The sequence below is a fragment of the Streptomyces sp. NBC_01476 genome (assembly GCF_036227265.1).
Classification (GTDB): Bacteria; Actinomycetota; Actinomycetes; order Streptomycetales; family Streptomycetaceae; genus Actinacidiphila.
Genome location: NZ_CP109446.1, coordinates 2822880 through 2846043 on the forward strand (window position 1 = coordinate 2822880; position 23164 = coordinate 2846043).

The 23164-nt window shown below is 72.9% G+C and carries 16 protein-coding genes and 2 tRNA genes; 9 read left to right on the forward strand and 9 right to left on the reverse strand.

The window, feature by feature from the left end:
• Positions 1-53 precede the first annotated feature (53 nt).
• From OG552_RS12620 to OG552_RS12635, 4 genes are all read left to right on the forward strand, one after another.
• Positions 54-413, forward strand: coding sequence for a hypothetical protein (locus OG552_RS12620; RefSeq protein WP_329132293.1), 360 nt, complete (start codon positions 54-56; stop codon positions 411-413).
• Between the two features lie 91 nt (positions 414-504).
• Positions 505-1182, forward strand: a complete 678-nt coding sequence (locus OG552_RS12625) for a bifunctional DNA primase/polymerase (RefSeq protein ID WP_443071159.1) — start codon at positions 505-507, stop codon at positions 1180-1182.
• Between the two features lie 56 nt (positions 1183-1238).
• A tRNA-Lys gene (locus OG552_RS12630) sits at positions 1239-1312 on the forward strand.
• Between the two features lie 57 nt (positions 1313-1369).
• Complete coding sequence (locus OG552_RS12635; RefSeq protein ID WP_329132295.1) at positions 1370-4009, forward strand: phosphatidylglycerol lysyltransferase domain-containing protein; 2640 nt, start codon at positions 1370-1372, stop codon at positions 4007-4009.
• Here the strand turns inward: OG552_RS12635 and OG552_RS12640 are convergent.
• Positions 3983-5443 carry an alpha/beta hydrolase gene (locus OG552_RS12640; RefSeq protein ID WP_329132297.1) on the reverse strand — a complete coding sequence of 487 codons (1461 nt, stop codon included), beginning with the start codon at positions 5441-5443 and terminating at the stop codon, positions 3983-3985. The two genes, OG552_RS12635 and OG552_RS12640, sit on opposite strands and share 27 nt — an antisense overlap.
• A gap of 151 nt (positions 5444-5594) precedes the next feature.
• Between OG552_RS12640 and OG552_RS12645 the strand changes: the two genes are divergently transcribed.
• Both OG552_RS12645 and OG552_RS12650 read left to right on the forward strand, forming a co-directional pair.
• Entirely contained in the window at positions 5595-6389 is a 795-nt protein-coding gene (locus OG552_RS12645) for a polysaccharide deacetylase family protein (RefSeq protein WP_329132299.1), read from the forward strand.
• Between the two features lie 81 nt (positions 6390-6470).
• Positions 6471-6899 (forward strand): OsmC family peroxiredoxin, encoded by a 429-nt coding sequence (locus OG552_RS12650; protein WP_329132301.1) that lies wholly within the window; start codon positions 6471-6473, stop codon positions 6897-6899.
• Between the two features lie 11 nt (positions 6900-6910).
• Here the strand turns inward: OG552_RS12650 and OG552_RS12655 are convergent, their stop codons facing one another.
• The gene (locus OG552_RS12655; protein WP_329132303.1) at positions 6911-8155 is read right to left on the reverse strand and encodes a M6 family metalloprotease domain-containing protein; all 1245 of its coding nucleotides are present in this window, start codon (positions 8153-8155) and stop codon (positions 6911-6913) included.
• Positions 8156-8159: 4 nt separating this feature from the next.
• Entirely contained in the window at positions 8160-9374 is a 1215-nt protein-coding gene (locus OG552_RS12660; protein WP_443071160.1) for a M6 family metalloprotease domain-containing protein, read from the reverse strand.
• Between the two features lie 481 nt (positions 9375-9855).
• On the opposite strand from OG552_RS12660, the gene OG552_RS12665 reads away from it, so the two are divergent.
• A complete protein-coding gene (locus OG552_RS12665) occupies positions 9856-11754 on the forward strand; it encodes a putative bifunctional diguanylate cyclase/phosphodiesterase (RefSeq protein WP_443070920.1) in 1899 nt (632 codons plus the stop codon).
• Between the two features lie 110 nt (positions 11755-11864).
• On the opposite strand, the gene OG552_RS12670 is transcribed toward OG552_RS12665, so the two are convergent.
• Complete coding sequence (locus OG552_RS12670) at positions 11865-13610, reverse strand: glycosyl hydrolase family 18 protein (protein WP_329132305.1); 1746 nt, start codon at positions 13608-13610, stop codon at positions 11865-11867.
• Between the two features lie 324 nt (positions 13611-13934).
• Complete coding sequence (locus tag OG552_RS12675) at positions 13935-15059, reverse strand: LLM class flavin-dependent oxidoreductase (protein WP_329132307.1); 1125 nt, start codon at positions 15057-15059, stop codon at positions 13935-13937.
• A 325-nt stretch (positions 15060-15384) separates the two neighbouring features.
• On the opposite strand from OG552_RS12675, the gene OG552_RS12680 reads away from it, so the two are divergent.
• Positions 15385-16140, forward strand: a complete 756-nt coding sequence (locus OG552_RS12680; RefSeq protein WP_329132309.1) for an IclR family transcriptional regulator — start codon at positions 15385-15387, stop codon at positions 16138-16140.
• Between the two features lie 63 nt (positions 16141-16203).
• Here OG552_RS12680 and OG552_RS12685 read toward each other — a convergent pair.
• From OG552_RS12685 to OG552_RS12695, 3 genes are all read right to left on the reverse strand, one after another.
• A tRNA-Lys gene (locus OG552_RS12685) sits at positions 16204-16277 on the reverse strand.
• A 73-nt stretch (positions 16278-16350) separates the two neighbouring features.
• Positions 16351-17187 carry a pentapeptide repeat-containing protein gene (locus OG552_RS12690; RefSeq protein WP_329132311.1) on the reverse strand — a complete coding sequence of 279 codons (837 nt, stop codon included), beginning with the start codon at positions 17185-17187 and terminating at the stop codon, positions 16351-16353.
• Between the two features lie 72 nt (positions 17188-17259).
• Complete coding sequence (locus OG552_RS12695; protein ID WP_329132313.1) at positions 17260-18654, reverse strand: M1 family metallopeptidase; 1395 nt, start codon at positions 18652-18654, stop codon at positions 17260-17262.
• Between the two features lie 270 nt (positions 18655-18924).
• Here OG552_RS12695 and OG552_RS12700 point away from each other — a divergent pair, with 270 nt between their 5' ends.
• Positions 18925-20082: a PP2C family protein-serine/threonine phosphatase gene (locus tag OG552_RS12700; protein WP_329132315.1), complete on the forward strand. Its 1158-nt coding sequence runs from the start codon at positions 18925-18927 to the stop codon at positions 20080-20082.
• A 70-nt stretch (positions 20083-20152) separates the two neighbouring features.
• On the opposite strand, the gene OG552_RS12705 is transcribed toward OG552_RS12700, so the two are convergent.
• On the reverse strand, positions 20153-23062 hold the full coding sequence (locus OG552_RS12705; RefSeq protein ID WP_329132317.1) for an FAD-binding and (Fe-S)-binding domain-containing protein: 2910 nt from the start codon (positions 23060-23062) through the stop codon (positions 20153-20155).
• Positions 23063-23164 lie beyond the last annotated feature (102 nt).

The following is a 23164-nucleotide window of genomic DNA, read 5'->3' on the forward strand; positions in this document are numbered from 1 at the left end:
TTGCGGGGAGGCGGGACAATGGAGGGCGTTGGACGTCATCGGGAGGTAGTGGAATGACCGAGCCGCAGCCGGCTCAGCGATCCGGCGGGGAGAAGCCGCGACGGCCCGTTCCGTTGCTGTTCGAGCCCGGCGCGCCCGTGGAAGAGGGCGCCGACCGCTTCTTCGAGCTGGAGTCGATCGACGACCCGAAGCAGCTGCTGTCCCGCGCGACAGAGCTCGCCGTGGCCTTCCGCGCCGCGGCCGAACGGGCCACCGACTTCCAGGCCATCGCCGCCGCCCAGCTCACCGATCCGCGCCGGTTCGACCGGCTGACCTACGCCGTCCTGGCCGAACGCGCCGGCTGGACCGAGGACTACGCCCGGCGGATGGTCGAGTACGGCGAGGGACTCATCAAGGGCGGCGGCCCGCTGTAGGCCGGCCCGGCGCCCGATCGCACTCCGTACGCGTACCGTCACCGCGCGCCAAGGTACTCCCCTTGCACCCCTCCCGTCCCGGCTTCGGCCGATCCGCACCGGGGCAACCTTTCACCGCGTACTTGTAGATGCCATGGATGAATGGCATGCCCTGAACATCGTCACCGAGGCCCAGCGACGACAGCACACCGCCTACGTCACCGCCGACGGGGCCGCCTGGCTCGCCTCCGCCAGCGCCTTCCCGCGCAGCGTCACCGCCCTGTGGTCCGCCCGCCCCACCGCCCCCAGCGTGCTCCCCTGCGGCACCGCCTTCGACGTCGTCAACCTGCCCGCTCTCTTCGGCCGCCGGGTGCTGGAGCAGCTGTGGGCGGCCGGCCCCGGCAGCGGCCCGGTGGCCCTGCACCGGAGCCGCGTCCTGCTCTTCACCGCACCGGGCACCGCCCACCGGCTGCCGTCCCTGCTGGAGTGGGAGGAGTGGCGGGACGCGATGCCGCCGATGCTCTGCCACGGCGCCGGCGACGCGGTGACCGTGCCCCCGCTGTACGCGCCCGAGCCGGTGTCCGCGGGGGACGCCTGCGAGCCGGGCACGCCGGGTGCACCGGGTGCACCGGGCACGTTCGGCACACCGTCGCGGTGGGCGGTCGCTCCCGACACCCGGCACCCGTGGCTGCCCACCGCCGACCACCTGCTGCGGGCCTGCGTGCGGGCGGCCCGCGGCGCCCCGCAGAAGTCGGTTCCGCCGCTGGTCAGCCCGGACGGGACGGCGTAACGGATAACGATTTTCCTACGCCCCGGACCGGGTGCTAAGGTCTACGACGTCAGCAGGCGCCGCTAGCTCAGTTGGTTAGAGCAGCTGACTCTTAATCAGCGGGTCCGGGGTTCGAGTCCCTGGCGGCGCACCTGAAGCCGGAAGCCCTCCACTTGCGAGTGGGGGGCTTTCGTCGTGCCCTTGTTCCATGGAGTGGCTCGGTGACGCGTACCGCACGAGGATCGTGGACACCGGCCGCGAGTCCCTCTTCCTGCTGCTCCTCGGGCTGCTCGGCTCCTTCCTCTTCATCCGCTTCAGCGTCCGGATGATCCGCCGGGGCACGAGCTGGTGGCCGGGCAACGTCACCCCGGGCGGCCAGCACATCCACCATGTCGTCTTCGGCCAGGCGTTCATGATGATCGGCGGCATCGGCGTCTTCGCGGTGCGCAGCGGCGGCCGGGTCACGTACGCCGTGCTCGCGGTGGTCTTCGGCATCGGCTGCGGGCTGGTGCTGGACGAATTCGCGCTGGTGCTCCATCTGGAGGACGTGTACTGGAAGGAGGAGGGGCGGCAGTCGGTCGACGCGGTGATCCTCGCGGTGTCGGTGATCGGGCTGCTGCTGGTCGGCCAGCTGCCGCTGGGCGGGTACGTGGGGGGCCGCTCCTGGACCTCCTATGTGGCGAGGGCGCTGCTGCTGGGTTTCGTGGTGCTCTGCCTGATGAAGGGCAAGGTGTGGACCGGCCTGCTGGGCGTCTTCCTGCCGGTGCTCGCGGTGGTGGGCGCGCTGCGGCTGGCCCGGCCGCACAGTCCGTGGGCGCGCTGGCGGTACGGCGCCAGGCCGCGGCGGATGGCGAAGTCGGAGCGGCGCGAGGACGGGACGCACCGGCGGGCGATGGCGCTGAAGACGAAGGTGATCGACGCGGTGGCGGGGGCGCCGACGATCACCCGGCCGGTGGCACCGAGGCCGCGGCCGACGATCGTCGACCTGCCGCCGTCCCGGCTGGAGGTGGTGCTCGGGCGGGTGCTGCGGCCGTTGCAGCGGCCGGGCGCGGAGGTGGCGGTCTGGTATCTGCGGATCGCCGCCGGGGTCGACATCGTGACCGGCCTGGTCTCCCCTTTCCGCCGCAGCGTGGAGGCCGGCGACACCGGGGAGTACGTCAACGCGTTCCTGGTCAGCCCGGGGTTCACCGCGGCGGTGCTGGCGTTCGTCCTGTCGGTGAGCCTGCGGCGGCGCAAGCGGGCGGCGTGGGTCGTGACGGTGGTGCTGGTCGCCGCGTACGCGCTGGTGACCGCGGGGACGCTGCTGGGCGTCCCCGAGTCCCGGCAGCACCCGCTGAACTGGGTCTCGCTGGGTCTGACGCTGCTGCTGCTCGGCGCGCTGCTGGTCTCCCGGGTGCGGTTCAACGTCCGCGGGGAGCGGCGGAATGTGGCGCTGGGGGCGGTGTCGCTGCTGGTCGGGGCGGTGGTGGCGGTGGGTGTGGGGACGCTGATCGTGCACGCGACGGATCAGCTGCCGCCGCGGCGGTGGGGGGTGAGTGCGGGGTACGCGGGGGCGCGGGTGCTCACGGTCTCGCGGATGTTCGCGCCCTCGGGGGTGCGGGTGCCGGCCTGGACGGACTTCGCGGTCAATGTACTGAGTGTGGCGCTGATGCTGGTCGTGCTGCTGGCGTTCTTCCGCAGCCCGCGGGGCAGGGCGCGGCTCGGTGAGGAGGACGAGCGGCGGCTGCGGGCGCTGCTGCGGGCGGGGGGCGACGGGCTCGACTCCTTCGGGTACTTCGCGCTCCGCCGGGACCATACGGTGTGCTGGTCGCCGGACGGTACGGCGGCGATCGCCTACCGCGTCACGAACGGGGTCGCGCTCGCCACGGGTGACCCTCTCGGGCCGACCGCGTCCTGGCCGGCCGCCATCGCCCACTGGCTCACCTTCGCGGCCCGCCACGCGTGGGTGCCGGCGGTGGCCTACGCGGGCCGCGCGAGCACGGCGGCCTATGCCCGGCAGGGCTTCCACGCGTTCACCTCCACGGAGGAGCCCATCCTGACCGTCGGCGGCACCCCGAAGGCCCCGGCGACCCCCCAGGGCACCCCCGCCCCCGTCCGCGCCCACGGCAACCACGGCACCCCGGAGGGCGCGGACAAAACTTCGGACCTGACGGAGGACGAGGCCGGCCAGAAGGCGCCGCAGCCACGGCCCACCCGGCCCGGCAACCCCGAACCCCAGGGCGCGCCGGAGGGCCCGGCGGACCCCCCACGCCCCCTGCCGGCCCCCCAGGGCACCCCCGCCCCCGTCCGCGCACACGGCAACCACAGCACCCCGGAGGGCGCGGACAAAACTTCGGGCCCAACGGAGGACGAGGCCGGCCAGGAGGGGGCGGTGGGGGCTGAAGGGGGGTATCGGGTGGTGGTGCGGCGGGGGGTGGAGGTCGGGGGGGAGGAGTGGCGGCGGCTGGGACGGCTGGTGGGGGCCTGGCGGGGGGCCGGGGGCGGCGTGGAGCTGGGGCGCCTGGGGGACCCGGCGGACGGGGAGTGCGTGGTCGCGGAGTGCCTGGACCCGCAGGGCCGCACCTGCGCGCTGCTGCGCCTCGTCCCGTGGGGCGCGGACGGCCTGACGCTCGACCTGGCAAGGGCGGACCCGGACTCGGGCCGGGCCCCGCTGGACCTCGCCCTCACCACCCTGCTGCGGCACCCGCCCGCCGGCGTGACCCGCGTCTCGCTGAACGTCCCGCCCCACCAGCCCTTCGCCGCCCTCGCCCGGCGCACCCGCCCCCGCTTCCTGCTCTTCACCCGCCGCGCCGACCTCCCCCGCGTCCTGCTCGCCCAGCGGCTAGCAAACCGCTCCCTCGCGCGGTAGGGCGCCTTCCAGGAGGTAGCCGTCCACCGCCTTGCGCACGCACGCGCTGTGGGCGAAGTACGCGCCGTGGCCCTCGCCCCGGTAGGTGAGCACGCGGCTGCCGTTGCGCAGCGCCTTGGCCATCCGTCCGGTGCCGGAGTACGGGGTCGCCGGGTCACCGGTGGTGCCGACCGTCAGCATCTGGGGGGCGTCGGGCGCGGCGACCTGGCGGGTGGACTCGGTGCCGCGGGGCCACCCCGTACAGGCCAGCAGCGTCGCCTCGATGTCCGCGCCGAAGACCTTCGACGCGGCGGCGAACTTCGCGTCCAGGGCGTGCACCTGCTTCGGGGTGCGCCGCTCCGCCGTGTCCCGGCAGTCGATCGCCAGCTTCGAGATCTGCGAGTTGCCCTGCGGCTGCCCCGGCCAGCCGGTCACCGCCTGCCCGCCGAACTCCTCCGGGTAGGCGAGCTGCATCATCAGGTCGCCGTCCCGGTTGCGCAGCAGATCGCCGAGGGCCCGGCGGAGGTAGGGCCAGTTGTCCTTGGAGTACAGGGAGTTCTGCAGGGCCTGGAGGTAACCGGCGTGGTCCAGCATGCCGCTGTCGGTCATCAATCCCTTGCCGAGCCGCCCCGCGCCTTCGGTGATGCCGGCCAGCACCTCCGCGCCGCTGCCGCCCGGCACCGGGCAGTCGTGGGCCGCGCAGTCCGCCGCGAAGTCACCGAGCGCCTTCTGGAAGGCGCGGGCCTGGCCCAGCGCGGTGCCGGCGTCGTCCAGCGTCGGGTCGGGTACGCCGTCCAGCACGATCCGGCCCGCGCGGGCCGGGAACTGGTGGGCGTAGGCCGCGCCGAGCCGGGCGCCGTAGGAGAAGCCGAGGTAGGCCAGGCGGTCGTCGCCCACCGCCTGGCGTATGACGTCGAGGTCGCGGGCGGCGTCCGGGGTGCCGACCCAGGGCAGCAGCCAGCCGGAGGCGCGGACGCAGGCCCGCGCGAGTTCGGCGGGGTTGGTGATCGAGGAGAGGTCGCCGCAGTCGACCGGCGAGGAGCGGCCGACGCCGCGCGGGTCGAAGCCGATCAGGTCGTAGCGGCGGTTGAGGCCCGCCAAGTCCTTGGTGCGGCCGTTCAGTTCGGTCACCCCGGAGATGCCGGGTCCGCCGAAGTTCACCGCGAGCGCGCCCAGTTTCAGGCCCGGCCCGGTGGCGGGCAGCCGGTTGACGGCGAGGGTGAGCGTGGTCCCGCCGGGCCTGCGGTAGTCCTTGGGGACGCTCACCGTGCCGCACTGCGCCCGCGCGGGCGCCTTCGGATCGGGGCACGGGCCCCAGTCCACCTGCTGCCCGTAGAACTGTCCGAGGTCCGGCGCCGGTCCCGGACCGGCCACCGCGGGCGTCACCGGGGATATCCCGATCACGCCTCCCACCAGCGCGGCCGTGGGCCGCCGAAGCCAACGCCATCCGGCCATGACCCCAACGTAAGCGGCCGCGGCCCGCCCCGCATTTCACGGCCACCCGCAGTACACCTCGTGTATACCCCCTATGTATAGTGCCTCGCGGCCCGCAGACCGGCGGGCCCGGACACCTCCATGGGGGAACACTCACATGCGGAGCACGATCATGGCACGCCGAGGCCGTGCCCTGGCCGTCCTGGCCGTCACGGCGGCCATGGCGGCCGGCCTGACCGCCTGCAACGGCTACGACCCGACCTCGCCCGCCGACGCGCGCAAGCACACCGCCACAGGCGCGCAGGCGGCCTTCGGCTCCGGTCCCGGCGGCGCCCCGGTCGACTGCCGCAAGCTGAAGTGCGTGGCGCTCACCTTCGACGCCGGGCCCACCGTGCGCACTCCGCAGATCCTGGCCATCCTCAGCAAGTACCACGTGCACGCGACCTTCTTCACGCTCGGCAAGAACCACGTCAGGGTCTACCCGGACACGGTCCGGCAGATGGCCGCCCAGGGCCACGAGATAGAGACCCTGACCTGGTCCCACCGGATACTCACCAAGATCAGCAAGGACGACGTCCGCAAGGAGATCACCGAGGGCCGGGACGCCGTCGAGAAGGTCACCGGCGTCCGCCCGACCCTGCTGCGCCCCCCGCAGGGCCGCACCAGCGACACGGTCACCTCGGTCGTCCGCGACCTGGGCATGTCCGAGGTGGTGTGGAGCGCGGACGGCGCCGACTACAAGACCACCGACTCGAAGCTGATAACCAGGCGCGTGCTGAGCAAGACCCGGCGGGACGGGATCATCCTGCTGCACGACCTGATCGACCCGACCGACCGCGGCTACAACGGCACGGTCGCCGCGGTGGAGCCGATCATCACCGCCCTGCAGGCCAAGGGCTACACCTTCGTCACCGTCTCCCAGCTCCTCGCCCCGGGAAAGCCGCAGCCCGGCAAGGTCTACAAGTGACGCAAGGCGCCTTACCGCCCGGCGCCCCGGGCGGGGTAGCGTTCAACCGCAGGCCCGGTACGTCCCTCTTGGAGGCTCATCATGGCAACCACCCGCACCGCGACGACTCAGTGGAAGGGTCCGCTGATCGGCGGCGCCGGTACCGTCTCGCTGGACACCTCCGGTGTCGGCACCTACGAGGTCTCCTGGCCCTCGCGCGCCGAGGCCGCGAACGGCAAGACCAGCCCCGAGGAACTGATCGCCGCGGCGCACTCCTCCTGCTACTCGATGGCGCTCTCCCACGGCCTGGCAGGCGCCGGGACCCCGCCGGAGAGCGTCCAGACGGTCGCGAACGTGACCTTCCAGCCGGGCGAGGGCATCACCGGCATCACCCTCCAGGTCAAGGCGAGCGTCCCCGGCATCACCGCCGAGGCGTTCGAGGCCGCCGCGCAGGACGCCAAGGCCAACTGCCCGGTCAGCAAGGCACTCGCCGGTGTCGACATCACCCTTGAGGCCGAACTGCTCAGCTGAGCCACGGCACTTCAGCGGCGGGTGACGCGGACCACCCACGCACCCGCCGCACTGTGCGACAGCACCTTGAAGGACACCCCGGAGGGTGCGTCCTTCGTGCCCTCGCCGACCCCGAAGGGCGCGTCGTTCAGGGAGTTGAACGCCCCGCTGCTGAAGTCGCAGGCGGAGGTGAGCGGATGGGCGTCGGTGACGGTCACCGGCCCCTGCCCGGAGTCCACATCGGTGCGCACCCGGTAGGCGAGCACGCCCTCCCGGCAGGCGTCCACGTCGTTGCCGGCCGCCGCCCGTACCTCCAGCACATAGGCGCGGGTGGGCCCGTAGGGGATGATCACCGCCTTGCGGCCGCCGCCGACTTCGAGCGGGCGGAGCGTGTACGTGTCCTGGCCGCGGCCGGTGTCGCAGGCGATCTGGCTGTCGTCGAGCCAGCCGAGCCGCCACTTGTGCCAGGCGAACATGTCCCCTTGCAGACCCCAGTCGAGCGACATGGTGTCCCACTGCCCGGCCAGCACGTCGGTACGGGCGAAGTCGTCGGCCGAGTAGAGGTCCGGCAGGCCGAAGGCGTGCCCGTTCTCGTGGCTCAGCACCCGGGAACCCGACTGGTCGTGGCCGTAGATGAGCGAGACCTTGTCCAGGTGGGCGCCGTCGTCGGTGGTGGCGGCCGAGGCACCGGTCCAGGTCACCGAGAGCACCGCCTCGTCGGCGGGCGGCCCGGCGTTCGGCGTGACCAGGACGTTGACGATGTCGTAGCCGCTGAAGTCGATGTCCCGGTCGGCGGCCTTCAGCAGGTCACGCATCATCGCGGTGTGGGCGTCCCAGCCGTAACCGCGGCCGATCCCGTACGCGCTGAACGGCCGCGGCATCCGTATCCAGCGCAGCACCGGGGTGGAGCGGTAGTCGAGCTTCCCGTAGGAGGCGCGGGCGTACCACTGCCTGACCGCGGGGAAGAACTCGCCGTACCGGGCCTTGGCGCTGTAGGGGGCTTTCGCGTCGGGGAAGTCGATCATCAAGGTCAGGGCGCGCACCACCCCGGTGGAGGGGGCGAACTCCCCGTTGGGGCCGTGCTGCACGTGGTCGGGGAAGCCCTCGGACATCGCCACGCCGGGGGTGGCCCGCAGCGCGCACGGGCGGCCGGCGGGCGGCGGGGAGGCGTGCACGGCCGGCCCGTGCGGCCCGTTGGACACGGTCGAACCCACCGCCAGCAGCCCCACCGCGCACATCGCCAGGATCCGCAGCCCGTGCCGGGCGACCCACGGCACGGCGCTAAGCCCCGCGGCCGGAGCCGCTGTGCGGAGCGCTCTGGGTGACCCGCACGGTCCAGGTGCCGTCGGTCGCGTGGTTGATGACGGTGACCTGCGTCGAGCCGTCGGGCAGCGCGTACGACTCCCCCACGCCCAGCGGCGCGTCGGCCAGCGGCGGGTAGACGGAGGTGGCGGCGCACGCGGAGGTGCCGGGGTGGCCGTCGAGCACGTCGATCGGGCCGTCGCCGGACTCCCGGTCGGAGCGGACCTCGTAGAGCAGCACGCCTTCCCGGCAGGCGTTCCGGTCGTTGCCGGTCCTGGTCCGCGCCTCGATCGCCAGCGCGGTGTCCGCACCGGTCCGCACCACCAGCAGCTTCGTACCGCCGCTGGTCTCGTCGGGACTGAGGTCGTGGTACGTGATGCCGGTCCGCGAGATGCAGCCGACCTGGTCCTGGCCGATCCAGCCGAGCTTCCACTTGTGCCAGGCGAACGGCTCGGGCGCCAGGCCGAACTGACTACCCATCAGATCCCAGTCGCCGACATGGGTGTCCCAGTCGGCGTCGCTGCCGGCCGGCGGCCGGTAGTACAGGTCGGGCAGGTCGAAGACATGACCGGTCTCGTGCGCCAGCACGTTGCGGTCCGGCGGATGGTGCTCGAAGACGGTGACCAGCCGGCGCAGCGGATAGCCGTCCACGGTGACCGGCGAGGCGAGGTTGACCACCTTGGTGGCGTCGGAGTCCACACCGGGGGCGTCCGGGTCGGCAACGAGATACACCACGTCGTAGCCGTTGAAGTCGACCACCGGGTCGGCGGTGGCGATGGCGTCGCGCAGGTACTCGGTCCGCTCGACGGCGCCCCAGTCCCGGCTGATCAGGTAGTCGGTGGACGGCCGCGGCATCATCAGCCAGCGGGTCTCCGGGTGGACGTGCAGCCGGAACTTCCCGTAGGACGCCTCGTCGAAGAAGTCGCTGGTCGACGGGAAGTGGTCGGCGGCGACCTGCGCGGGGCTCAAGTCGGGCGGGCTGTCGGGGAAGGAGAGGAAGATCATCAGTGCTTTGACGTCGCCGCTGGGCCTGGCGTAGCCGCCCTCCCAGCTGTCCACGCCCTCGGAGTGGTGCACCGCGGTGCGCGGCAGCAGGCAGGCGGCCCCTTCGGCGGCCTTGGCGGCCGGCCCGGTCATCAGCGTCCACGCGACCAGACCGGCGAAGCCCGCGACGGCGGCGGCGGCCGAACGCAGCACCCTCCGGCTGCGGCGGCCGGTTGCGTGGCCGGCGGCATGGCCTGCGGCGGCGTGGCCCGGAGCGGCGTGGCCCGCCTCATGGCCCGCGGCGGCGTGGCCCGGAGCGGAATCCGACGGGTCGCCGGGCGCGAAGCCGGACGGACTGCCTGACCACCGCACCTTGACCTCCGGAGGATGAGCGCGCCCTTCCGGACGCCTCCCTCACCTTGCTATGCATTGCGCGGGTTTGCGGTGTTCGGCTGGTCCGTGCGGGTGGCGGCCGGGACCGCCCGGGACGGCCGGGGGCCCAAGCACTCATCCACCGTGATCAACTACGCACCGTAATGATGTGCGGATGGCGTTCACCTGATCGATCCAAACGCGCGCCAACGGTCAACTGACCGTCACCCGTGCCAAGAATCACCACGAAGGCGCTGGAACACCAACTCCGCCAGCCCATATGATCGTCTCCCAGACGAGCGCAAACAGGGAGCAGGCCATGGGCGGACCCGCGGGCGGCCCCGGCGTCGAGCCCGAAAGCCCCGAGGGCACGGCACACGTCATCACGCAGAGTCACGCTTCGCCCTCACCTTCGCGGGGCGGCGAACCGCCGGCCGGCGTGGCCTTGGACGTGGCGCAGGTGGCGGCCGGGACCTCGGCGGACACCGGGCACCGGAAGACGGCACGGCGGGAGGCAGGGCGGCGGGAGAGCGAGCTCCGGGACTTCCGGGCCGCCTTCACCATCGCCCAGTCCGCGATGGCCCTGGTCGATCCGGACGGCACCGTGCTGGCCGCGAACCCCGCGCTGGGCAGCCTGTTGGGCAGTTCACCCGAACGTATGACATCCGCGGGCGCCGGCGAACTCCTCGGCCTGACGGGTGACCCGCACGCCGGCGCCGCCTTCCACGAGGTGCTCACCGGCCGCCGGGAGAAGCTGCGCTGCACCCGCCGGATCGGCCGCCCGGACGGCAGCACGGTCCGCGCCGAGATCACGCTGGCCCGCACCGGCACCAGGCCGCTGCTCCTCACCGTCGAGGACGTCGGCGAACGGGACGGTCTGCGGGAGCAGTTGCGGCATCTGCGGATGCACGACCCGGTGACCCGGCTGCCCAACCGGGCGCTGTTCTTCGAGCGCCTCACCGAAGCCTGCGAGCGGGCGCCCGGCGCACGGGAGCACACCCGGTCCCGGGCCACCGGCCGGATCGGCCTGTGCTACCTGGACCTGGACGGCTTCAAGGCGGTCAACGACACCCTCGGCCACCGGATCGGCGACGAACTGCTGGCCGCGGTGGCCGCCCGGCTGCTGGCCTGCGCGGAACCCGGCGGACACCTGGTCGCGCGGCTCGGCGGCGACGAATTCGCCCTGCTGCTGCGGGACTCCACCGGCACCGGCCAGGCCACCACGCTCGCCGAGTCGGTGCTGGCCGCGCTCCAGCAGCCGTTCGACATCGCCGGGCACCGGCTCGCGGTCTCGGCGAGCATCGGCGTGGTCGAGCGGGAGGCGTCCGGCACCTCGGCGACCGGCCTGATGCAGGCCGCCGACACCACGCTGTACTGGGCGAAGGCCGACGGCAAGGCCCGCTGGACGCTCTTCGACCCGGAGCGCAACGAGCACCGGATGACCCGCCAGGCGCTCTCCCGCACCCTCCGGCAGGCCGTGGAGCGCGGCGAGTTCGTACTGGACTACCAGCCGCTGGTGGCCCTGGCCACCGGTGAACTGCGGGGCGTGGAGGCCCTGGTGCGCTGGGAGCACCCGCACTTCGGGCGGCTGGCACCCAACCGCTTCATCGGCCTGGCCGAAGAGGACGGCTCCATCGTCCAGTTGGGCCGCTGGGTGCTCGCCGAGTCGTGCCGCCAGGCCCGCACCTGGCAGCAGGCCAACCCGGAGACCGCGCTGGTGGTCAGCGTGAATGTCGCGGTGCGCCAGATGTGGGACTCCGACCTGGTCGCCGATGTCGAGACGATCCTGCGCGAGACCGGACTGCCCGCCCGGCTGCTGCAGTTGGAGCTGACCGAGTCCGCGGTGATGGGCTCGGCCGGCCGGCCGCTGCAGGCACTGCACGCGCTGCACGAGATGGGCGTACGGATCGCCATCGACGACTTCGGCACCGGCTACTCCAACCTCGCCTACATGAGCCGGCTGCCGGTCTCCGCGCTCAAGCTCGACGGCTCCTTCGTGCAGGGCTTCCGCTCGGCCGAACACCCCAACCCCGCCGACGAGACCATCGTGGAGGCCCTGGTGGACCTCGCCCACCGGCTCGGCCTGACCGTCACCGCGGAGTGCGTGGAGAACGCGGAGCAGGCCGAGCGGCTGCGGCGGATCGGCTGCGACACCGGCCAGGGCTGGCACTACTCCCGCCCGGTGACCCCCGAGGTCATCTCCGGCCTGCTCCGCTAGGGCGGCCGGCCTGCCGGATCGGCGGGCCGGCCGCCGGACAACGGGTAGGGCCCGCATCCTCGGGGGGAGTGAGGACGCGGGCCCTGGTTCAGGCGGGGACGGTCAGCGCGTCAGCAGGCTCCCAGGTCCTGCCAGACTCCCCATTCCCCGGTCGTGCCCGGCACTTCGTTCGTGGTCCACCACTTCGCGTTCCACTTGTGGCCGCCGTACGAGACCTGGTCGCCGTTGACGTAGATCGCGGAGGCGGACCAGGCGGGCACACCGCCGCACGAGGCAGGAGGCGTCGTGGGGGGCGTGGTGGGCGGTGTCGTGGGAGGCGTGGTGGGGGGCGTCGTCGGCGGGGTGGTCGGCGGCGTCGTGGGAGGCGTGGTGGGCGGCGTCGTACCGCCACCGGAGCAGCTGGACGCCGACCCGTTGGTCGCGGTGACGATCTTGTTGAAGAGCGTCGTCCCCGCGTCCAGGTCGAGCAGCGAGTACATCATCGAGCCGGCCAGCCCCTTGCAGTGCGCGTAATCCGCCTTGGCCTGGATCGACTGGGCGCCGAGGCCGGTGAAGAACTCACTGCCGTTGTAGAAGTAGTTGGCCTGGCTGGCCGCGTCGTAGAAGGTGTCCGCCGGGTTGTCGACGATCCCGGTCAGTTCCTTGTAGTACGCGGTGCCCGCGGTGGCGCTGAGGCTGCGGGCCGAGGACGGACCGGTGGCCGAGGAGTACAGGCCGTGGTTGCTGCCGGCCGGCACCCCGCTCCAGCCCCGGTAGTACAGCGGATAGCCCATGGTGACCTTGTTGGCCGGGAAGCCGCCGGCGATCCCGTAGGCCGGGTCACCGGTGGTCCACGCCTTGATCGCCGCGTCGGTGCTGTACTTCTCGGTGCCGGGGGAGATCGGCGTCGACGGGTCGTTCGGCGACTGGTACAGCGGGTCCTGGAGGTTGGTGGTGGTGTCCCAGGAGCCGTGCATGTCGTACGTCATGATGTTCGCGTAGTCGAGGTACGCGCCGATCTTGTTCGTCTCGATGTGCGCGATCTTGTCCTGGCCGGCCGGCAGGGCCGCGGTGAGCAGCATGTGCTTGCCGCCGTTGGCCGCGCCGTAGGCGTCCAGCTCGGTGCGGAACTCGGCCAGCAGCGCGGTGTAGTTGGCCTTGTCGTCGGCGCTGTAGTGGTTGCCCACGTGGCCGTCGGGCGAGCCCGGGTACTCCCAGTCGATGTCGAAGCCGTCGAAGATGCCGGCCGCCGAGCCCGCGCCGCCGTAACCGCCCTGGACCGGCAGATTGCCCTTGATGAACATGTCGATGCAGGAGCTGACGAGCTTCTTCCGGCTGGCGTCGGTCTTGGCCGCGTCCGAGAAGTACTTCGAGAAGGTCCAGCCGCCGATCGAGGCGACGATCTTCAGCTGCGGGTGCTTGGCCTTCAGCTTCTTCAGCTGGTTGAAGTTGCCGACGATCGGCTGGTTCCAGACATCGCCCACACCGTCCACGCTGTCCGCCGCGCCGAACGACTTCTGGTAGTCGGCGAAGGCGTCCCCCGCGCCGTCACCGGCGTTGGGGTTGCTCTCGTTGGTGGCGTCGGACGCCTTGGTGGCCTCGAAGCAGGTCAGGTTGGTGGGATCGATGTTCTCGAACGAGTAGTTGAGGATGTCCAGCTTGCCCGCGACGCCCGAGGTGTCCAGCTGCTTCGGGTAGTACGCGTTGCCGTACACGCTCCACTGGTCGTAGTACGCGATCTTCACGCCGCCACTGCTCGCGGCGGCGGCCGCGGGCTTGGCGGCGGCCGGCGCGGGGTCGGCCTGGGCGGTGCCCACACCGGCGGCGAGCGCGGTGAGCGCTCCGACCGCGAGGGCGGCGCTGGTGACGGCGGCCACGAGCGCTCTCTTCCGGGACTGCACAAGTACCTCCGGGGGGAGAGGGAGGAACAACAGGGGGCTGCTGAATTGATAAGCCCTCGTCAAGTGCACGTCAATGGTCTGAACCAGACTTGGACTAGACCAATTTGGGGCGATGTGGCCGCCCGCGGATCTTTCACGACATGAGCAAAGCCGCTCGTCAACCGGGTGACGAGCGGCTTTAACGCTGGGTTAAGGCAGAGGCCAACGGTCCGTCCGGCATTGGACCACCGGATCCCGGAAATCGGGCCTTAACCTGCCGCGGCGGCCCGGAAGGGCGGCCACGGCCGCGCCGGCGGGCGGTCAGACCTCCTGCGTGATGTCCTTCGGGAAGCCGTACGCGTCCGCGATCAGCTCGTAGGAGTGCAGCCGCACGGACGGGGTGTGCGCGTTGGCGGTGATCACCAGTTCGTCCGCGCCGGTCCGCTCCACCAGTTCGTCGAGGCCGCCGCGGACCGTCTCGGGGGTGCCGTGGACGATGTTGACCAGCCAGGAGTCGACGAAGTCCCGCTCGGCGGCGCTGAACCGGTAAGCCGCGGCCTCCTCGGGGGTGGGGACGAGGCCGGGCCGGCCGGTCCGCAGCCGCAGCATGCTCAGCGCACCGGTGAGCACCTGACGGCGGGCCTCCTCCGGGTCCTCGGCGGCCAGCGCGGCCACTCCGATCGAGGCGTACGGGCGGTCCAGCACCTCGGAGGGGCGGAAGGACTCGCGGTAGAGCGCCAGCGCGGGCACCGTGTTGGCGGCCGAGAAGTGGTGCGCGAAGGAGAACGGCAGCCCCAGCAGACCGGCCAGCTGGGCGCTGAAGCCCGACGAGCCCAGCAGCCAGATGCTCGGCCTCGACGCGGACTGCACGCCGCCCTCGGCGCTGCCCTGCACCGGGCCGGGGATGGCGTGGATCCGGCCGTAGGCATGGCCGGCCGGGAACTCGTCGTCCAGGAAGCGGGTCAGCTCGGCGAGCTGCTGCGGGAAGTCGTCGGCGCCCTCGTGCAGCCGGTCGGCGCGGCGCAGCGCCGCCGCGGTCGCCCCGTCGGTGCCGGGCGCCCGGCCCAGGCCCAGGTCGATCCGGCCCGGCGCCAGCGCCTCCAGCGTGCCGAACTGCTCGGCGATCACCAGCGGCGCGTGGTTGGGCAGCATCACGCCGCCCGAGCCGAGCCGCAGGCTGCTGGTGTGCGCGGCCAGGTGGGCGAGGATCACCGCGGGCGAGGAGCTGGCGACCCCGGGCATCGAGTGGTGCTCGGCCACCCACATCCGGTGGTAGCCACGGGTCTCGGCGGCCTTGGCGATCTCCACGCTGGTGCGCAGCGCGTCGGAGGCGGTGAGGCCCTTGCCGACGGTGGCCAGATCCAGTACCGACAGCGGTACGGGCGCGGAGCCGCGGGCCGTACCCCTGATGCCGTAGCCGTCGCTGCCTTGCCGTTGCTCACCCACTGCGGGAGCCTCCTTGCTCGTCTCGCCGCCCGCGACCTTCTCGCGGACCCTGGTGCCACGGGCACAGGACCCGCTGGAAGAACAACCGGACCCGGCGTCCGCTTGTTCCCCGCCGTCCTCCGGCCCGCCGGGACGGACCGCACGGGCGGTCCCGGGGCAATGGGGACACTTCTTCGAAGGCCAATGACCTTGGCATATGCCGTGGTGTTCCGTTCCTGCGTATCCGTCCGGGGCCGGCCGTACACCTCACCAACAGCCGCTACGGAAAAGGCCATTGGGGCTATCGTGAGAGTACGCAAGCGGTCACACCTTCAGGGGGGACGCCGTGGCGACAGAGCACCGACAGACCGGTCCGGTGTACGAGGTCCAGTACGCCCTGCGCGTACTGGAGTCCGTGGACGCGCACCGGCACGGTGTGACCGCGGAACAGCTGGCGCGCGAGCTCGGTGTACCGCACGGTTACCTCACCCGGCTGCTGATCATGCTGCGCCGGGAGCGGTATCTGGAGTTCCTGCCCGGCGGCGGCTATGTCATCGGCGACGCGATGCCCTCGCTCACCCCGGCCGACCGGGAGACCGCGCTGGCCGAGCGGCTCCAGGCGACGCTGGCGGAACTGCGCGACGAGGTCGGCGCCGCGGTCTACTTCTGCCGCTACGAGGAGGGCGAGGTCTCCGTCGTGGACATCGCCGACGGACCGACCACGCCCCGGGTCAACGAGTGGATCGACTTCCGGTCGGCCGCGCACGCCACCGCGTCGGGCAAGTGCCTGCTCGCCCAGCTCGACCACTACGGCCGGGTCGAGCACTTCGCCCGGCACCGGCCGATCCGGCTCACCTCGCGCACCGAGACCGACGAGAACATCCTGCTCACCAAGCTCGAACGGCACCCGGCCACGGTCCCCTCCCTCGACCTGCAGGAGTACGCGGTCGGCACGGTGTGCGCGGCCATCCCGGTCACCATCGGCAAGACGGTGGCCTGCCTGGCGCTCTCCATGCCCGCCGCCGGCGCGCACCGGCTGCGGCCCGCGGTGGACGCCCTGCACGAGCGGGCGGCGCCGATGCTGCTCTCGATGGCCCTGTGACGAAGCTCCGGGGCACGACGCCGAAGGCCCCCCGCGTGAACGGAGGGCCTTCGGCATCTCAGGTGCGCCGCCAGGGACTCGAACCCCGGACCCGCTGATTAAGAGTCAGCTGCTCTAACCAACTGAGCTAGCGGCGCCTGCTGACGTGGAAGATCGTACCTGATGACGGTCGGCGGAGAAAAATCGGCGGTCCCCGCAGGACCCGCCGCCTCAGCGGGCCCAGTGCGGCGGCCGGGCGAGGGCCGCCGGGATACGGGTGAGGGCGTCCCCGCGGGCCGCGTTGAGCTGGGACTGGGTGAGGAAGAGCGCGCCGGTGAGGTCCGCGCCGCGCAGATCCGCATCCCGCAGATCGGCGCCCAGCAGATCGGCGAGCCGCAGGTCGGCGCCGCACAGATCGGCCCCGATCAGCAGGGCGCCGCGCAGCCCGGCACCCCGCAGCGCGGCCTTGCGCAGGCGCGCGCCGATCAGATCGGCGCCCCGGTGGTCCCGGCGGCGGCCCGGCGCCCCCGCGGCCCGTACCGCCTCGCTGACCTGCTGCAGGAGGGCGCCGACGGGGGCGCGTTCGGCCGCCGGGTCGACCGCGAGCAGCGCCTCGGGGCCGAGCCGGGTGAGGCCGTCGACCCGGTCCCATGCCCGGTCGATCTCCTCCCGGGCGACATCGTGGGTACGGGCCTCGGCGAGATACCACAGGAGTTCGTGCAGCTGGCGCAGGAGCGGCAGCGCGGCGAACATCCGCCGGCCGGTCTCCGGGGCGCCGCGCCAGTCCTGCCCGCCGAAGGTGACCTGGGAGAGCTGCTGGCCGGCGCCGAAGCAGTCGTACACCGTGCAGCCGGCGTAACCGCCGGCCCGCAGCCCGGCATGGATCGAGCAGCGGTGTCCGTCGTCGAGATGGCCGCAGGGGTCGCCGGCCTTCTTGTCCGCGGCGAAGTCCGCGGACCTGGTGAAGGTGAGGGCCACGCAGCAGAGCCCGAAGCAGTTCCCGCAGTCCGCCCGCAGCCGTCCCGCTGCCTCCTCCGGGCGCCCCGCCGGGCGCACCCGCTCGTTCACGTCCGCCCGCTCCCCAGCCACCCGACCGCGGCGCCCCGGGTCCGGGGCCGCCGCGGTCCATGGTGCCCTATGTCAGAAAGCGGCCGGCTTGGCGGCGGTGTAGAGCCAGACCGTGAAGAAGCCGCCCAGCTTCTTGCCGGAGAGCCGCTCGGCGAGCCGCTGGAACTCCGCGACCGTCCCGTTGCCGTGCCGGTGGGCGGCCGGCCACGCCTTGAGCAGCTGGAAGAACGCGCGGTCGCCGATGGTGTTGCGGAGCGCCTGGATCGCCAGGGCGCCGCGGTCGTAGACGGCGTCGTCGAACTGGTTCTGCGGCCCCGGGTCGCCCGGCTCGACCGTCCAGAACGGGTCGTCGGCCGGGTGGGCGTCGTAGACCTGCTGGGCGAGCTGCTGCGGGGTGCCGGTGTGCTCGTGCTCGGCCCACAGCCACTGGGCGTAGCTGGCGAAGCCCTCATTGAGCCAGATGTCCGACCAGCGCTCCAGCGAGACGCTGTCGCCCCACCACTGGTGGGCCAGCTCATGGGCGACGACGGAGGTGTTCACCTGGGCGAAGGTGGCGGGGCTGTAGAAGACCCGGGTCTGCGCTTCGAGGGAGAAGTGCGAGGGGACGTTCGGTACGTAGCCGCCGGCCGCGTCGAAGGGGTAGGGGCCGAAGTAGCCGCTGAGGAAGTCGATGATCTCGCCGGTGCGCTCGACGCTCGCCCGGGCGTTGGCGGCGATCGGGTCGGTGAGGTCCTTGCTGTAGGCGTTGATCACCGGGACGCCGGACCTGGTGCGGCCCTGGGTGATGTCGAAGTGGCCGACCGCGAGCGTGGCGAGGTAGGTGGCCTGCGGGGCGTCCTGCCGCCAGTGGTAGCTGGTCCAGCCGCCGCCGGTGCGCTGGGAGAGCAGCAGGCCGTTGCTGATCGCCTGCTCGCCGCTGGGCACGCGGATGTTCACGTCGTAGGTCGCCTTGTCCAGCGGGTGGTCGTTGCTGGGGAACCACCACCAGGCCGACTCGGGCTCGTTGGCCGCCACTCCCCCGTCGGGGGTGCGCTGCCAGGAGGTGAAGCCGTACCGCTGGACGCTGGAGGGCACCCCGGAGTAGGTGACGGCGACCGTGTAGTGCCGGCCGCGGGGGATCGTGCGGGCCGGGGTGACGACGAGTTCCTGCTCCCCGCTGGTGGCGAAGCGGGCCGGGCGGCCGTCGACGGTGACCTTGCTGACGGTGAGGGCGAAGTCCAGGTCGAAGCTGGTCAGGCTCTGGGTGGCGGCGGCGCTGATGGTCGCGGTACCGGTGAGGGTGTCGGTGGCGGGCTGGTAGCCGAGGTCCAGGGCGTAGTGGGAGACGTCGTAGCCGCCGTTGCCGTAGGTCGGGTAGTACGGGTCGCCGATGCCGGGCGCGCCCGGGCCGGTGTCGGCGGCGGCTGCCGGGATCGCCAGCAGCAGGCCGAGGGCGGCGGCGACGGGTGCGATCACGCTCGTGCGCACAGAGGTCCTCCAGAACGGGACGAATCGAGCCGGCGGGCTCGAACCGAGGGGATCGGCTCGATCGCTGGCAGGTACACGGCGACCCTAGGAAGCCCCGGGCACCTCAGCCACCCCGATCGCCCCGTCTGTCGCACAACCTTCACCCGGCGCAACACATGCGACCGGAAAGCGCCGGAGCGCGCGCGGGGCGGGGCATTTTGCGGTTGCGTTCCACGGCGAAGGTGGGAACGCTGGTCCTGATGCCATCGGACTGCCGGATAGGTTCCCCATGTGAAGAATGTCTGGTCGAAGTTCATCGGAGCCCTGCAGCGGTTCGAGTCCGACTACATGTCACGGGTCGGTTTGTCCCTGCCGCTGGCCGCGATCGGCGTCGTGGTCCTCTCCGACCTGATCGCCGGACGGGACCACTTCCTCACCCCGGGCATCATCGTCGCTCCGCCGCTGGCCGCGATCACCGTCCGCTGGCGCGGCACCGTCTTCATCTGCCTCCTGGGCGCCGCCGTCCAGGCCGCGCTGGCGCCCTACGACGGCATCACCCACATCCCCGACCACGACGTGCTCTTCGGCCAGCTCGTCTCCTACGCCCTGGTCAGCCTCTTCAGCGTCTACATCTCCTGGCGCCGGGAGACCGGCGCCCGCGCCTTCACCGCCATCGCCTCCGTCGCCGAGGCCGCCCAGCACGCGCTGATGCGCCCGCCCGAGCACCGGGTGGGCGGGGTGCGGCTCGCGGTCCGCTATGTCTCGGCCGCCGACGCCGCCCAGATCGGCGGCGACCTCTACGCCGTACTGGAGACCCCGCACGGCGTACGGGTGCTGATCGGGGACGTCCGCGGCAAGGGACTGTCGGCGGTGCAGACCGCCGCGGTGGTGCTCGGCTCCTTCCGGGAGGCCGCGTACGACGAGGGCGGTCTGGAGCGGGTGGCCGAGCGGGTCGACACCAGCGTGCGGCGGCATGTGACCACCGGCGACTTCATCACCGCGCTCTTCGCCCAGTTCGAGAAGCCGGACACCGTCGAGCTGCTGCACTACGGACATGTGGCGCCGCTGCGGGTGTCCAGGGACGGCACCGTGGAGACGCTCGACCCGGCCGAGCCGTGGGTGCCGCTGGGCCTGGCCGACCTGGTCACCGGCGGGCCCGCCCCCTGGCGGGTGCCGCTGCTGCCCGGCGACGTGCTGGTGCTCTGTACGGACGGCGTGATCGAGGCCCGCAGTCCGGTGGACCGCTCCTTCTACCCGCTGGGCGAGCGGGCCGGGGCGCTGGTGGCCGGCTCCGGGCCCGATCTTGAGGCGGCCGTGGAGCGGCTCTACGCCGACCTGCTGCGGCACGCGGGCGGGTCGCTCTCCGACGACGTGGTGCTGCTGCTGCTTTCCCCGGTGCCGCGCCCTCTGCCGGTCCACCCGCAGGACCCGCCGTTCGCGCGGCCCTAGGCGCCGCGGGGCGGGCGCGATGCGCAGGACCCGCCCCGGCGGCTCAGCGGGTGGCCCGCGCCGGCGTTTCTCAGCGGGTGGCCCGCTCCAGCGCGACCAGCACCGACTCGTACCGCTCCCCGGTGGCGTGCTCCATCCCCAGCTCGCACATCCGGTTCGCCGACAGGTAGGCGTCGTAGCCGCGGGCCGCGACCTCCTCGGCCTCCCGGCGGGTGGCGGCGGCGGTCAGCTCCTCGTGCAGCATCCCGCGGTCCCCGGCGAAACCGCAGCACCCCGCGTCGTCCGGCACCACGACCTCCCGGGCGCAGGCCCTGGCCACCACCTCCAGCGCCGCGGCGGCCTCCTCGCCGAGATGCCGCGTCGAGCACGTCGGGTGGAGGACGGCCGAGCCCACCGGCCCGGAGACGGTGAGCCCGGGCAGCAGGTGCCCGGCCGCCCACGCCACCGAGTCGACGACGGTCAGATCGCCGTGCAGCTCCCTGTTGGTCTCGCTGAGGTACGGCACCACGTCCCTGGCCAGGCCCAGCGTGCAGGACCCGGCGTCCACCACCAGTGGCAGCCGGCCGCCGCCGGTCCAGGCCCAGGCGTGCTCCACGATCCGGTTGGCCATCACCGCGTTCCCGGCGTCGTGGCCCTTGGCGTGCAAGATCGCGGCGCAGCAGGTGCCGGCCACGTCCGGCGGGATCCACACCGGCATCCCGGCCCTGGCCGCCAGCGTCACCAGTGCCTGCGGCAGCCAGCCGCCCCCGTGGGGCGGGCCGAAGATGCGGTTGACGCACGCCGGGTAGTAGACGGCGGTCGCGCCCTGCTGCTCGGTGCGCGGCAGCCTCGGGGCCGCGGCCGGGATCTCCGGCAGCCAGTCCGGGACCAGCCCGGGCCGTACCGCCCTGCGTGCCAGCCCGGCCACCGCGGTCAGCGGCCGGTCGCCGAGCCGGCCGCGTACCGCTGCCGCGGCGGCCACGGCGGCCCGTGCGGCACGCTCGGCGGTCCGGCCGTGGGTGGCGAGCGAGGCGGCGACGCGGTCCTCGGTACGGGAGTGGCCGGCCCGGCGCAGGTCCTTCATCAGGGCGCCGGTGTCGATGCCGACCGGGCAGGCCGGCTTGCAGAGCGAGTCACCGGCGCAGGTGTCGACGGCGTCGTAGCCGTACCCCGCCAGCAGTTCGCGCAGCACCGGGGAGCCGGGCGGCTGGCGCAGCATCTCGCGGCGCAGCGCGATCCGCTGCCGGGGGGTGGTGGTCAGGTCGCGGCTGGGGCAGACCGGTTCGCAGAACCCGCACTCGGTGCACGGGTCGGCGGCGGTGCCGAGCACCGGGGTGGTCTTGAGGCCGCGCAGATGGCCGCGCGGGTCCTGGTCCAGGACGACCCGCGGGGCGAGGATGCCGTCCGGGTCGAGCAGTGCCTTGACCCGCCACATCACGGTGGTGGCCTGCGGGCCCCACTCCAGCTCCAGGAAGGGCGCCATGGTGCGGCCGGTGCCGTGCTCGGCCTTCAGGGACGCGGCGAAACGTTCGGTCATGGTGCGGCAGAAGTCGTCCATGAAGGCGGCGTACCGCACCACGTCCGCCGGGTCGCCGGCGTCGATGGCGAGCAGGAACTGCAGGTTGCCGTGGGCGGCGTGCCCGGCGACCGCCGCGTCGAAGCCGTGCCGGGTCTGCAGGTCCAGCAGTTCGGCGCAGGCGTCGGCGAGCCGGTCGGGGGGCACCGCGAAGTCCTCGGTGACCAGGGTGGTGCCCGGCGGGCGGGCGGCGCCGACGGCCGCAACGAAGCCTTTGCGGGCCCGCCAGAGCGCGGCGATCCGGTCCGGGTCGCGGGTGAACCCGCCGGCGGCCGGCGCCGGGCCGATCAGCCCGAGGTCGTCGCAGATCCGGCGGGCGGACCGCTCGTACCCGGTCAGTTCGACGTCGTCGGCGGCCCGGAACTCCACCAGCAGCGCGGCGCAGTCGGCCGGCAGGTCCGGCGCCTCGGGCACACCGGTGAGCCGCAGCACCTGACCGTCCATCAGCTCGACCGCTTCGGCGCCGGCCTGGGTGAACAGCGGTGCGGCCGCGGCGGCGGCGCCCAGCGAGGGGAAGAAGAGCAGGGCGGCGGAGGCCGCCGTGCGCACCGGCAGGGTCCGGTAGACCGCCTCGGTGACGAAGCCGAGCGTGCCCTGCGAGCCGATCATCAGGCCGCGCAGGATCTGCACCGGGGTCTCGCCGTCGAGGAAGGCGTCGAGCCGGTAGCCGCTGGTGTTCTTGAGCGCGTACCTGGCCCGGATCCGGGCGGTCAGTTCCTGGTCGGCCTCGATCTCGTCCCGCAGGTCGAGCAGCCCCTGGCACAGCTCGGGCTCGGCGGCGGCCAGTGCGGTGTCCGCCTCCGGGTCGCCGGTGTCCACGACGGTGCCGGAGGGCAGGACGACGGTGAGCGAGGCGACCGTGCGGTAGGAGTCGCGGGTGGTGCCCGCGGCCGTGCCGGAGGCGTTGTTGGCCAGCACGCCGCCGACGGTGGCCGCGGCGGCGCTCGCCGGGTCCGGGCCGAGCATCCGCCCGTGCCGGGCCAGCGTGGCGTTCGCCCTGGCCAGTACGGTGCCGGGCAGGATCCTGGCGAGGGCGCCGCCGGCCTCGACCTCGATCCCGCTGAAGTGCCGGCGTACGTCCACCAGGATGTCCTCGCCCTGCGCCTGCCCGTTCAGGCTGGTGCCGGCGGCGCGGAAGACCAGATGGCGGCGCTGGCGGCGGGCGTACCCCATCAGCTTCACGACGTCCTGCACGCTCTCCGGGACCACGACGGCCTGCGGCACGAAGCGGTACGGGCTCGCGTCCGAGGCGTATCTGACCAGGTCCGCCACCCGGCCGAGCACCTTCCGCGCGCCCAGCAGTTCGCCCAGTTCCCGCGTCAGCCCGGCCGGGCTGCCCGCCGCCCGTGTCTCCTCCACCCGGTCGCCCGCGCCTTCCGCGGGCGGGTCGGTGACGGGCGCTTCTTTCTCCTCCTGGACGGGCATCCGGACCTCCATGACGGGGATCACACAGCGGAGCCCAACATAAACGCCCCACCCCCGCGCCGCCCGCCGAGCGACGCACGGGAGTCACCCCCCGCCCACGGG

What these genes read in the sequence shown, in the direction of transcription:
- OG552_RS12620 (WP_329132293.1), top strand. Translation starts at nt 54, where the DNA reads ATGACCGAGCCGCAGCCGGCTCAGCGATCCGGCGGGGAGAAGCCGCGA.
- OG552_RS12635 (WP_329132295.1), top strand. Translation starts at nt 1,370, where the DNA reads ATGGAGTGGCTCGGTGACGCGTACCGCACGAGGATCGTGGACACCGGC.
- OG552_RS12640 (WP_329132297.1), bottom strand. Translation starts at nt 5,443, where the DNA reads ATGGCCGGATGGCGTTGGCTTCGGCGGCCCACGGCCGCGCTGGTGGGA.
- OG552_RS12645 (WP_329132299.1), top strand. Translation starts at nt 5,595, where the DNA reads ATGGCACGCCGAGGCCGTGCCCTGGCCGTCCTGGCCGTCACGGCGGCC.
- OG552_RS12650 (WP_329132301.1), top strand. Translation starts at nt 6,471, where the DNA reads ATGGCAACCACCCGCACCGCGACGACTCAGTGGAAGGGTCCGCTGATC.
- OG552_RS12665 (WP_443070920.1), top strand. Translation starts at nt 9,856, where the DNA reads ATGGGCGGACCCGCGGGCGGCCCCGGCGTCGAGCCCGAAAGCCCCGAG.
- OG552_RS12705 (WP_329132317.1), bottom strand. Translation starts at nt 23,062, where the DNA reads ATGCCCGTCCAGGAGGAGAAAGAAGCGCCCGTCACCGACCCGCCCGCG.